8 protein-coding genes are annotated in these 12,613 nt (G+C 68.1%); 4 read left to right on the top strand and 4 right to left on the bottom strand.

Features of this window, described 5'->3' with window-relative positions:
* Positions 1-332 precede the first annotated feature (332 nt).
* Positions 333-1,028, bottom strand: a complete 696-nt coding sequence (locus UA74_RS17485) for a TetR/AcrR family transcriptional regulator (protein ID WP_075741228.1) — start codon at positions 1,026-1,028, stop codon at positions 333-335.
* Between the two features lie 137 nt (positions 1,029-1,165).
* Here UA74_RS17485 and UA74_RS17490 point away from each other — a divergent pair, with 137 nt between their 5' ends.
* Positions 1,166-1,927, top strand: a complete 762-nt coding sequence (locus tag UA74_RS17490; protein ID WP_075741229.1) for an SDR family NAD(P)-dependent oxidoreductase — start codon at positions 1,166-1,168, stop codon at positions 1,925-1,927.
* Between the two features lie 210 nt (positions 1,928-2,137).
* On the opposite strand, the gene UA74_RS17500 is transcribed toward UA74_RS17490, so the two are convergent.
* The gene (locus UA74_RS17500) at positions 2,138-3,367 is read right to left on the bottom strand and encodes a cytochrome P450 (protein WP_198042757.1); all 1,230 of its coding nucleotides are present in this window, start codon (positions 3,365-3,367) and stop codon (positions 2,138-2,140) included.
* Between the two features lie 463 nt (positions 3,368-3,830).
* Between UA74_RS17500 and htpG the strand changes: the two genes are divergently transcribed.
* Positions 3,831-5,822 (top strand): molecular chaperone HtpG, encoded by a 1,992-nt coding sequence (htpG, locus tag UA74_RS17505; protein ID WP_075764933.1) that lies wholly within the window; start codon positions 3,831-3,833, stop codon positions 5,820-5,822.
* Between the two features lie 367 nt (positions 5,823-6,189).
* Complete coding sequence (locus UA74_RS17510) at positions 6,190-7,410, top strand: class I SAM-dependent methyltransferase (RefSeq protein WP_075741232.1); 1,221 nt, start codon at positions 6,190-6,192, stop codon at positions 7,408-7,410.
* Between the two features lie 474 nt (positions 7,411-7,884).
* Here the strand turns inward: UA74_RS17510 and UA74_RS17515 are convergent, their stop codons facing one another.
* Positions 7,885-9,048 carry a DegT/DnrJ/EryC1/StrS aminotransferase family protein gene (locus UA74_RS17515; protein ID WP_075741233.1) on the bottom strand — a complete coding sequence of 388 codons (1,164 nt, stop codon included), beginning with the start codon at positions 9,046-9,048 and terminating at the stop codon, positions 7,885-7,887.
* 383 nt (positions 9,049-9,431) lie between these two features.
* On the opposite strand from UA74_RS17515, the gene UA74_RS17520 reads away from it, so the two are divergent.
* On the top strand, positions 9,432-10,784 hold the full coding sequence (locus tag UA74_RS17520) for a nucleotide sugar dehydrogenase (RefSeq protein WP_075741234.1): 1,353 nt from the start codon (positions 9,432-9,434) through the stop codon (positions 10,782-10,784).
* Between the two features lie 336 nt (positions 10,785-11,120).
* On the opposite strand, the gene UA74_RS17525 is transcribed toward UA74_RS17520, so the two are convergent.
* Positions 11,121-12,497: an aminotransferase family protein gene (locus UA74_RS17525; protein ID WP_318533257.1), complete on the bottom strand. Its 1,377-nt coding sequence runs from the start codon at positions 12,495-12,497 to the stop codon at positions 11,121-11,123.
* Positions 12,498-12,613: the final 116 nt, after the last annotated feature.

A 12,613-nucleotide genomic window follows, 5' to 3' on the forward strand; every position in this document is an offset into this window, starting at 1 on the left:
CAGGCGGGCTCGCCGGATGCCCGGATCTGCGGTTCCCGGTGGACACGTCGGCGGGCGGTGACCCCTGGGCTGGGCGAACCCGATACCGAACGGCGTCCCGCTCTTCCATGAGCACACCGTGTCTCGAAAACCTGATCTCTTCAGATTCTCGTGTGCCCGCAGGTTCTCCTGCCACGACGGGCTGGCGGCGCCCCGTCCACACACCACTGGCTGCGACGGGCACGCAGAACGGCCTGCCGGATCACGTGGAGGGGTGCGCTCGAAACGGCGTGGCTCACGGAAGCAGCCGTGACTCCGCGACGCTCGACGCGGAACGGCTCGGCGATCGACAGTCAGGGATACAGGCCGTGCACCGCGACCCGCAGCGCCTCGCGGACCGCCTCGACAAGGCCCGCACCCTCGATTCGCCCCTCCCGGTCGCCCGCCGACGTCTCCTCGGCGTCGTCCGAGCCCCAGGCGTGGTGCTCCACGGCGGCGCGGAGGGCTCCGTTGACCATCGCGGCACGCACCCTGGCGCGCAGACCGTCGGGGCGGAATCCGGTCGACCGGCCGAGCGCGGTGGCGAAGATCAACTCGGCGTCGTCGTGCACCGTCAGCCAGACCGCACGCAGGCCCGGCTCGGTCCGGGTGAGTCGGATCAGGGCGAGCACCGTCGGCACATCGGTGATGGCCTGACCCGCCGCAGCCGCCGCCTCGTCGACGAGGACGGCCGGATCCGCGCCGGGGTGCCAGCGGGACAGCGCGCGGGTGACGACGTCGACTCCGGTGGTGAGCAGGGGACGGACGCAGCCCTCCTTCGTGGCCGCGTACCGCCAGAAGGTCCGCAGTGAGATGCCTGCGGCCAGGGCGATGTCCTCGGCGGAGGTGGCGTCCACGCCCCGCTCGGCGAAGAGCCGGACGGCCTCGCGGGCGATCCCCAGACGCATCTCGGTCTTGCGGCGTTCGCTGAGCGGCGGGCGCCCTGCCCTGGTCGCGGCGGCCGGGACGTCGACGTCCGCCGCGCCCGCGCCTTCGCCTCGCACCGGCATGTTCCCCTGCCCTCACTCCTGCACTACTGCCGTCACCCTACTATCTGGCACGATGGGACACGATGGCACTCCGTGCCATCAATGGGGTACGGCGGCACGCCGTGCCACCGACAGGACCGAGAGCAGCGGAGCGCCAGATGAGCAGTAGCGGACTCGACGGCAGCAGCGTGATCGTCACCGGGGCAGGAGCGGGAATCGGCCGCGCGGCGGCCCTGCGGTTCGCGGGCGAAGGCGCCCGCGTGGTGGTGGCCGACCTCGACGCGGACCGGGCGGCGGCGGTCGTCGCCGAGATCTCGGCGGCGGGCGGGACCGCCGTCGCGGCGGTCGGCGACCTGAGCGGACAACCCGTGGTCGACCGGGTCGTCGCCACGGCCGTGGACACCTTCGGCGGGGTGGACGTGCTGGTCAACAACGCCGGGATCATGGACGGGATGACCGCGCTCGCGGACGTCACGGACGCGGAGTGGGAACGGGTGATCCGGATCAACTTGACCGCACCGTTCCTCCTCAGCCGCGCCGTCCTCCCGCACATGCTCGCCAAGGGCTCCGGAGCGATCGTCAACACCGCCTCGGAGGCGAGCCTGCGGGGCAGTGCGGCAGGCGCCGCCTACACAGCCTCCAAGCACGGCGTCGTCGGACTGACGAAGTCCCTCGCGGTGATGTACCGCGACGCGGGCATCCGCACCAACGCCATCGCACCGGGCGGGACGAGGACCAGCATCGCCCTACAGCCTGGGGAGGGAACCGGTCCCGCCGTCCTGGCGCCGTACATGGTGAACCTGGGTCGGGTGGCCGAGGCCGACGAGCAGGCGGCGGCGATCGTGTTCCTCGCCTCCCCCGCGGCCTCCAACATCAACGGCGTCGTCGTCCCCGTCGACAACGGGTGGTCGGCGGTCTGAGGACGCACCGGCTCCGGCGCGGCGAGTCCGACCCGACCGCCGACCGATGCCGGGCGCGGTCGACTCCCCCGGAGCGTCGCCGACGAGGTCTCCTGAGCTGGTCGACGTCGAGCGGCAGGCCGAGGCAGGCACCGGCCTGTCCGCCCGCGGCCCGGCTCGGCAGGCGGGCGGATCGGGCTCGGGACCGGAGAACAGTCCGATCGGACCGCATCACCAGGTGACGGGCAGCGCGTGCAGGCCGTAGATCGTCATGTCCACGCGAAACGGGAGCTGCTCCAACGGCACGGCGGGCCGCATCGTCGGGAACCGACGCAGCAGCGTGGCGACGGCGATCTGGAGTTCGACGCGGGCCAGGGTCTGGCCGACGCACTGGTGGACGCCGAAGCCGAAGGCGACATGGCGCGCAGCGTTGGGACGGCCGATGTCCAGCACATCGGGATTCCCGAACTCTCGCGGATCGCGGTTGACCGCGGGAATCGCGATGATCACCCCCTCGCCCGCCCTGAGCCGCCGTCCGCCGATCTCGACATCCTCGGTGACCGCACGACGCGGTCCGTTGCGGATGATGCTGTGCAGGCGCAACAGCTCCTCGACGGCGCCTCGGATCAGTGCCGGGTCTTGACGGAGACGCTCGGCGGTCTCGGGGTCGCGCATCAGGGTCAGGGCGCTCAACCCGATCATGTTGGCGGTCGTCTCGAACCCACCGATCAACAGGACCGCGGCGATGGCCAGCAGCTCGTGGCGGGACAGCTCGCCGGATCGCACCTGCTCGACCACCAGGCGACTGAGGAGGTCCTCACCGGGATCGTGCTCCTTGGCGGTCACCAGCTCGTCGAGGTAGGCAGCCAGTTCGTTCAGGACACCGGCAAGCTCCGCAGGGCTGCACTCGCGGGAGTTCATCCTGGCGGTGATGTCCCGAAATCGAGGGTGATCCTCCTCCGGGATGCCCAGGAGCAGGCCGATCACCGAGGACGGCAGCGGCAGCGCCATCGCCGAGACCAGGTCGACCGGCCGTCCGGCCCGTTCCATCGCGTCGCAGAGTCCCTCGGCCAGCTCCTCGATCCGAGGGCGCAGGGCCTCGACGCGCCGGACCATGAACTCCCCCGTCAGCATGCGCCGCAACCGAGTGTGCTCGGGCGGGTCCATGCGGATGAAGCCGAGACTGACGATGTTCGTGTCGGTCGTGCTGCCGCCGACCATGCCGCTGGTCGGGAAGCCGGGTGTGGCGGGCACGGAGCTGAACCGTCGATGGTCGCCGAGCACCGCGCGGGCCTCGGCGTGACCGGTGACCAGCCAGGCCTCACTCCCGTCGTCGAGGGAGACCCGACTCAGCGGCGCCTCCGCGTGCAACGCGTCCAGACCCGCAGGCAGCTCGAACGGACAGCCCGGCGGCGGGGCGACCGGCAGCGGCGGCACGGCGGACGCGACGGGGGAAGACACGGTCAGATCGGCTCATATCGCTCCTGCTTCTCGAGGGCTCGTGCTGCACGAATCGCCCGTACGCACGCGGGTCAGGTCCGGCTGTTTCGCAGACACCGCAGGCGAACGGCGGTCGCTCGCCGAGCCACCCGGCCCGAGGCCACCGCCCCACGCCACGACACATGTGCGCACAGTAACGATTTCCGGGCCGAAATGTCACTTATCGTGATCACCTGGACGTCGTCGCGGCCGGTCTCGGACAGGTCTGCCCGCCGCCACCGCGCGGCCGGTCATCCGGTCGGCACCAGGCCTCGGCGGGCCGAGGCGCGGACGAAGGCGGAGTCGCCGTCCATCACCAGGACTTTTCTCCACTCGGCATCCCCGCTTCGATAGAATCGCGGTTCGTCGATGCACACCGCACCACGGTGGTTCGGACTCGCCCCGAGCCGGGACCGTCCGTGCGGAGAAACCGGAAAGGACGCCCGTGACCACGCCGGTCGAGACACTCGAATTCCAATCCGAGGCCCGTCAACTGCTGCAGTTGATGATTCACTCCATCTATTCGAACAAGGACACCTTCCTGCGAGAGCTGGTGTCCAACGCCTCGGACGCCTTGGACAAGCTGCGGTTGGAGACCTACCGCGACAAGGACCTCGAGGCGGACACCTCCGACCTGCACGTTCGCCTGGAGGTCGACAAGGAGCAGCGCACGCTGACGGTGCGCGACAACGGAATCGGGATGAACCGTGACGATGTCGTGAGCCTCATCGGCACCATCGCCAAGTCGGGCACTGCAGAGTTCCTCACCAAGCTCAAGGCCTCCCAGTCCCAGGACTCGGCGGTCGCCCAGGACCTCATCGGCCAGTTCGGGGTCGGCTTCTATTCGAGTTTCATGGTCGCCGACAAGGTCACGCTCGTGACCCGCCGGGCAGGCGAGGTCGAAGGCGTGCGCTGGGAGTCCGACGGCGACGGCACTTACACGATCGGTCCCGCCGAGGACGCCCCCCAGGGCACCTCGGTGATCCTGCACCTCAAGCCTGCGGACGCCGACGACCAGCTCTACGACTACACCTCGCCTGCGAAGCTGCGCGAGGTCGTCAAGCGCTACTCCGACTTCATCACCTGGCCGATCCGGATGGCCGTCGAGGCCCCAGCCGCTCCCGAGACGGCAGCGGCGACCCCGGAGGCCGACGGGGAGCAGGCCGACGCCGAGCAGGCGAAGGACGACGCCGCGACGCCGGCGCTGGAGACGCTCAACTCCATGAAGGCCCTGTGGGCCCGTCCCAAGGACGAGGTCACGCAGGCGGAGTACACCGAGTTCTACAAGCACGTCAGCCACGACTGGACCGACCCGCTGGAGACGATCCGGCTCGCAGCCGAGGGGACCTTCGAGTACCAGGCGCTGCTGTTCCTGCCCTCCCGCGCGCCGCTGGACCTGTTCATGCGGGACACCAGGCGCGGCGTGCAGCTCTACGTCAAGCGCGTCTTCATCATGGACGACTGTGAGGAGCTCGTCCCCGAGTACCTCCGTTTCGTCAAGGGCGTCGTCGACGCCCAGGACCTCTCGCTCAACGTGTCGCGGGAGATCCTCCAGCAGGACCGTCAGATCCAGTTGATCCGCCGACGCCTGGTCAAGAAGGTGTTGTCGACGATCAAGGACATGATGGCGAACAGCCCGGAGACCTACGCGACCTTCTGGTCCGAGTTCGGCCGCGCCGTCAAGGAGGGCCTGCTCTCGGACTTCGACAACCGCGAGGCGATCCTGGAGATCTGCTCCTTCCCCTCCACACACGACGAGGAGAAGCCGACGAGCCTGCGGGAGTACGTCGAGCGAATGAAGGAGGGTCAGGAGCACATCTACTACCTGACCGGCGACTCCCGGGCGAGCATCGAGAACTCGCCGCACCTGGAGGCGTTCCGGGCCAAGGGCTACGAGGTGCTGGCGCTGACCGACCAGATCGACGAGATGTGGATCGACTCGGTCGACGGCTTCGACGGGACGCGCTTCCAGTCGGTGGCCAAGGGGCAGGTCGACCTCGACACCGAGGAGGAGAAGAAGACCTCCGAGTCCGAGCGCGCCCAGCGGGAGAAGGACTTCGCGACCCTGCTGTCGCGCATGTCCGCGAGCCTGGCCGACGAGGTGAAGGAGGTCCGGCTCTCCGCCCGGCTGACGACCTCCCCCGCCTGCATCGTGGGCGACACGCACGACGTCACCCCGACTCTGGAGAAGATGTACCGCGCGATGGGCCAGGACATCCCGCAGATCAAGCGCATCCTGGAGCTGAACCCGACGCACCCGCTGGTGACGCGCCTGCGCGCCGCCCACGATGAACAGCCCGACGGCGACGGTGACGGCGCACTCGCCGAGACCGCCGAGCTGCTGTACGGGATGGCGCTGCTCGCCGAGGGCGGCGAACTCGCCGACACGGCACGGTTCACCCGGCTGCTGGCGGGCAGGCTGGAGAAGTCGCTGTAAGAGCCTGTCTTTGATCCCCCTGGAGTCGTGAGCGGGGATCAGCGTGGCCGAGCTGCCAGGCGGAGGAAGGAGACCTGACGGAGTCATGTCGACTGACGACAACGCCGCAGATCGCCGCGCCTGCCCCGCGCAACAGGACAGTGGGGATCAAAGACAGGCTCTCAGACAGCGGACCGGGCCACGGCCTGGGTTCGGACGCACTGTCACCCGGCGTGCTCTGTACCGGGGACACGGCGACGGGCGTCCGGACTCGGGTCGTAGTCCGGGTTCGGGCGCCACCGTGGCGGTCGCCGCAGGCCCGCGGCAGGCACTCAGCACCGCAGTCACGAAGAAGTACCCGGACCGCCCGCGCTTTTAGAATCCGATAATGGACAGGAGATGTCGTATCTGCGGTGGCCCGGTACAGGAATTCCTCGATCTGGGTCGGCATCCGACAGCGAACGGTTTTCCACTGCCTGCCGAGTCCGACCGCGAGACGCTCTTTCGCCTCGCCATCGGTTCCTGTGTGCAGTGCACGATGGTGCAGCTCATCGACGAGATGCCACAGGAACTCCGATATCATGCGGAATATCGATATCACGCCTCCGGATCAGCGGGCCACCGACGACATTTCGCCGAGAACGCACGTCGGCTCCTGGCTACGGAACTCACCGGCCGAGACCCGTTCATCGTGGAGATCGGCAGCAACGACGGCGTCCTGCTCGCCTCGATAGCCCAGGCAGGGATCAGACATCTGGGGGTGGAGCCGTCCGCGACCGTGGCCGAGGTGGCGGAGTCGAAGGGCGTGCAGGTGCTGCGGGCATTCTTCGACGAGCGGACCGCCGAGGCGATCCGCTCCGGACACGGCATGGCCGACGTCGTGTTCGGAGCGAACACGATCTGCCACATCGCCCACATCGACTCCGTCCTGCGTGGAGTCGACGCGCTGTTGGCGCCCCACGGCGTCTTCGTGTTCGAAGAGCCCTACCTCGGAACGGTGATCGAGGGCACCGCCTTCGACCAGATCTACGATGAACACGTCCTGTACTTCAGCGTGACGTCGGTGCAGGCGATGGCCGCGCACTTCGGCTTCGAACTGGTCGACGTCGAGCCCACTCCCCTACATGGTGGGGAGATCCGCTACACGCTGGCGCGCGTCGGAGCACGAGCCGTGCAGCCGTCGGTTCCGAGGATGATCGGCGAGGAACTGACGCGAAAGCTGACGGACCCTGCGACGTTCGAGCGCTTCGGCCGTACCGTCGAGCGGATCCGGGAGGACCTGGTCACGCTACTCACCAGATTACGGGCCGCCGGAAAGCGGGTGGTCGGCTACGGCGCACCCGGCAAGTGCGCCACAGTCACCAACTACTGCGACATCCGCCCCGACCTCGTGCCGTTCGTCTGTGACTCCACCCCCGCCAAGCAGGGCCGACTCGTCCCGGGGTCGCATCTACCGGTACGGCCCCCTGCGGCGTTCAGCGATCCATACCCGGATTACGCCCTGCTGTTCGCGTGGAATCACGCGGACGAGATCATGGCCAAAGAACAGGACTTCCGCGCCGGCGGCGGGCAGTGGATCCGCTATGTACCGGAGGTCCACATCGTCTGAGGGTGCCCCGGGTCGGCACGAATCTCACGATCCGGGCGTCTTTCCATGGCGCGGCTGCCTCGACGTGAGTCGCGCCGTGCGGCGTTCGTCGCCCGGTCACCATGGGTGTCTCCAGCCGGCCCAGGTCCTCAGCAGAATGGCGGCTCAGCGCCGTCTCCTCCGAAGCGACGCACGCCCGAGTTCCGGCCCTCGGCTCAGCCGCCTGCTGCGGCGCAGCGGAGACCGGGCGGACGCACCGTGTGGAGGTACGCGGACCAGCCACGCCGGGCTCTCGGCCCGGTCGACCAGGAACGGCTCTCGCCGCACCGCGAACCGCGTCCCGGCCCGCCGGGCGCTCGATCGAAGCGTGCGACGGGCGCACGACGGCAGTCGTCGACGCAGAGCAGCGCGATCCACGATCACCGCGCAGGCTCGGCGTCGACACCTCGTGCGCGCAGGCGAACCAATCCGAACGCGACGGGCGCCGGAGCCTCGTCAGCGACCTTCGTCGGCCCGACGGCGCGCACGGACCGAGGACCGCACTGCGGTGACGACGCGTTCCACGTCGTCGTCGCTCAACGACTGGTGCATGGGCAGCAACAGCGTCCGTTCGGCGGCATCCTCGGCGTCCGGGAGGACGACGTCCGAACCGTACGCCGCCACTTTGTGCAGGAGGGGGTACCGGAAGGTGGTGTAGATGCCACGTTCGTAGAGATCGCGAGCCACCTCGTCCCGGATGCCACCGTCGAACCTGACCCAGTACATGTAGTGGGAGGTCTCGTGTCCCTCAGGCAGCTGAGGAGGACAGGACATCCCCTGGAGCCCCGCGAACTCCTGGTCGTAACGACGCGCGACCTCACGCCTGCGTGCCATGAACTCGGGAAGCCTGCTGAGCTGGACACTGCCGACGGCGGTGAGCACGTCGTTGGTCACCGACCGCCGGGCGAAGGCCGACACCTCGAACTCCCACCATCGGGTACGGCTGCGCTGTGCCTGGTCGTAGCCGCTGGCCTGCTCGAGACCGAAGTAGGCGAGTCTGGGTGCCCTGGCCGCCAGTTCCGGATCACGAACGTAGAGCATCCCGCCGTCGACGGTGACCACGATCTTGCCGTGGTCGAAGCTCCAGACGGCCAGGTCGCCGAACGTCCCACACGCCCGACCGTCCACCCGAGAGTCGATGGCGATGGCGGCGTCCTCGATCAGAAGCACCCCGCGCTCTCGGCACAGTTGCGCGATGGCCGCGATGTCGCCGGGATACCCGCCGTAGTGCAGCACGAGCACTGCCTTCGTCCTCGGCGTCATCGCAGCCCGGATCGAATCGGCAGTCGGGTTGAGTCCGTGAGGATCCACATCGCAGAACACCGGCCGGGCACCCCGCGCCGCGACGGCGTTGGCAGCACCGACGAAGCTCACCGTCGGCATCACCACCTCGGTGCCGGGACCGACGCCTGCCAGCTCCATCGCCAGAAAAGTCGCCTCGGTGCAGGAGTTCACCGAGGTGACGTGACCAGGATCGACCCCGATATGCCGGGCGAACTCCGCCTCGAATGCCGCAGTACGCGGCCCCCGCCCGATCCAGTTGCTCTCGAAGACCTCCTGCACAGCGGCCAGCTCGCGCGTTCCGAGCGACGGTTGAAATATATTGATCATCTCACTCATCACACACTCCGATTCGAGTTGGCCGGGACGAACGATCCCGTCATCATGGTCCCAGCAGGCGCCGCGATTCGGTAGCTCCCTGACTAGGTCCGCACGATCCGACAAATTCAATCCATCAATGCGACACCGGTCGGAACAGAATTCCGCAAGCGCGGCCCGGGGGAATCCGTTGACGCACCACCTTTGCGGGCACGCATCGGCGACTGTCGTACGACGGCGGAACACGCTGCACCGACGGTGAGCACCTTGCGACAACTCACATAGTCTACCGCGCTGCTAACGTGGCAGGCGACCGAGTGGTCACCGGAATTCGGCCGCATCTCGGCCCGACGCCATTCGCAGGGAATCGGCCGCACTCTGCCGACAGCTAGGGAAGAGCAGTCATGCGATTCATTCCACGGTTTCGTCACCCCCGTATCGCCGTCGTCGGTTTCGGTTATGTCGGGTCGTGTCTCGGGGTCACGCTGGCCGAACTCGGCAGGCCCGTCGTCGCGATCGACAAGGACGGCGTGTTGATCGACGAACTCCGAGCGGGGCGGTGCCCGATTCCGGAGCCTGGTCTTTCCGAGGCGGTGGCCAGGCTGCACGGCTCAGAGCTGCTGACGTTCACCACCGACCACGACGCCGTACGAGACGCGGACATCGTGATCATCACGGTGGGCACGCCGGTGGATGAGCACGGCACCCTCCTGACCGACGCACTAGAGCAGGTCTGCGGGCAACTCGCCGCCCGGCTACGACGGGAGCAGCTCGTGATCCTCAAGAGCACCGTCTCACCAGGGACGACCCGCACGCTGGTCGCACCCCTGCTCGAGCGCTCCGGGCTCCGCGTCGAGCACGATTTCGGACTGGCGTTCACTCCGGAGCGGCTTGCCGAGGGGTCCGCACTGGCGCAACTGCGCACGCTGCCGATCGTGGTAGGCGGGTGTGGACCCGACAGCGCCGCGGCCGCCGAGCAGTTCTGGGCGCAGGCCCTGGAGGTCCCGACGCAGACAGTGCCGACACCGGAGACAGCCGAGGTCGTCAAGCTGGCCACCAACTGGTGGATCGATGCCAACATCGCCATCGCCAACGAGGTGGCCCGACTCTCGGCGGCCTTCGACGTCGATGTACTCGACGTGATCGGAGCTGCCAATCAGCTGCCCAAGGGCGAACGGCACGTCAACATCCTGCTGCCCAGCATCGGCGTCGGCGGGTCGTGCCTCGTCAAGGACCCGTGGATGGTGTGGCGAGCCGCACGTGACCGGGGCGTCGATCTGCGGACCATACCGGTGGCCCGCCAGGTCAATGAGGCTATGCCAGGTCACAGCCGCCAGGTGATCAGCGATGAACTCCTCAAGCTCAACGTCAGCCCCGCAGCGGCGAAGGTCGCCGTGTTGGGCGTGACGTTCAAGAACGACACCGGCGATCTCCGCAACACACCGGTCAAGGGAGTGGTGGACGCCCTGCTGGCTGCGGGGACGACGGTGACGTTGTTCGACCCCTTGGCCGATCCCGATGCCGTTCACGACATGTTCGGCATCCGGCCCGAGTCGACGCTCGAGGCCGCGGTCGACGGCGCGCACTGCGTCGCGATCCTCGCCGGGCACCGCCAGTTTCGCGAGATCGACTTCGCGGCGCTGTGTACGGTCGTCGCCGACCAGTGTCTGATCTTCGACGGGCGGATCTACTACCCGGCCGACACGATCCGTCGGCTCCACGACCTCGGGCTGCACTACCGGGGGATCGGGCGTTGACCAGCGGGGCGCCCGCGATCCGCCCCGTACTTCGCTCGGCACCGCGATCGACGTAGGCAGGCAGGCACGCCCGGCAGGTTCCCCCACGAGTCGGGCTCCGCCTCCCACCGCCGTACCCGTCTCCGCGCTGAAGGCGTCGGGGCCGCTGGGCGTGTACCACGGCATCGCCCGCCGAAGAGGGACGACTTCCCGGCAGGCAGTCCTTCGGGTCCCAGTCACGTCCCGGTATTCCGTCGGCGATGCCCGACGGGACGGACGCCGTCCAGCGCCCGTCCCGTCGTCGTCGCTAGGAGAACATCGTCGGCCCGCACCGGGTGAGACCAGTGCGGCCGAACCTCATGCGCCGGACCCGGCGAGCACCTCGACCACGGCGGCAGTCGTCCTGCCGACCTCGTCTCCTGTCATGACCAGGGGCGGGGCCATGATGATGTTGTGCGCGTAAGGTCGAACGATGATCCCGTGCTCGTCACGGATGCGGGCTGTCAACGCGAACACCTCCGGGAAGGGCATCGGCTCTCGCGTCCGCCGGTCTCGGACCATCTCGACGGCGGCGGCGGCGCCCACCACTCTGACGTCTCCGACGGTGGAGACGTCGGCCAGTGCGGCGAGGCCTGCGCGGAATCGATCCCCCATCGGGAACGCGCCTGCCACCAGGTCTTCGCGCTCGATGATGTCCAGGTTCGCCAAGGCCACCGCGCTGCCGACGGGGTGGCCGCTGAAGGTGTAACCATGGAAGAAGCCGGTCTCCCGACAGATGACCTCACCGATCTCATCGCGCATCAGCACCGCACCGAGCGAGAAGTAACCGCTGGTGAGCCCCTTCGCAGTGGTGATGATGTCGGGTTTCATGCCACGCGCGGCCGATTCGAACCAGGAGCCGGTGCGACCGAACGCCGTGATGACCTCGTCGGCGACGAGCAGGATCCCGTGCCGAGAGAGCACCTCGCGCACGCGCGGCCAGTAGTCGTCGGGGGGAGTCAGCACGCCGCCGCCGCCCATGACCGGCTCACCGACCATCGCCGCGATCCTGCCGGGTCCGATCCGAGCGATCGTCTCCTCCAGCTCGGCGATCAGGAAATCGGTGGGCTCGCGCTCGCCGTACAGCTCGGCCGCGCGGTAGGCATACGGCGGCGAGACCTTGACGACGTCCGGCAGGTTCGGACCGACACCCGCCTGCATCAGCTCGAAACCGGTCAGGGTTCCGGCACCGTAGCCCGCACCGTGGAAGCCGAAGTCTCGCGAGATGATCCAGGTACGGTCCGGCTCCCCGCGTCTGCGGTGATAGAGGCGGGCTGCCTTGACTGCGGTCTCGACGCTGTCGGAGCCACCGCTGGTGAAGAAGACCTTGTTGAGGTCGTCCGGTGCCAGCCCCGCGAGCCGGGTCGCCAGGGCGATCGTCTTATCGGTGCTGAACTCCTGGAAGGTGGTGAAGTACTCCAACTCGGCGATCTGTCGCGCGGCGGCATCGGCGAGCTCACGACGGCCGTGGCCGACATGGGAATGCCACAGCCCACCGCCGGTGGCGTCGAGCAGTTCCCTGCCCGCCGCGTCCCACACCGTAGAGCCGCTGCCTCGCACGATGACAACGCGCTCGCCGATCGAGTCCGCCTGCATCGGGTGAATGAGATGCCGACGATCCAACTCAGCCAGTTCCGTCGCCGAAAGATCCATTCTTTGGTTCGATGAACTGATCGTCACAATGATTCCAATCACGAGTGACCACGATGGGCCGGTTCGAACGAGCCACCAGTCAGGAATAGCACGATGGCGACCGCTGGCCGCTTTCGTCATCGACACTGAAAAGCATCGATTCACGCATTCCGAGTCTA

The organism is Actinoalloteichus fjordicus (assembly GCF_001941625.1).
GTDB lineage: Bacteria > Actinomycetota > Actinomycetes > Mycobacteriales > Pseudonocardiaceae > Actinoalloteichus_A > Actinoalloteichus_A fjordicus.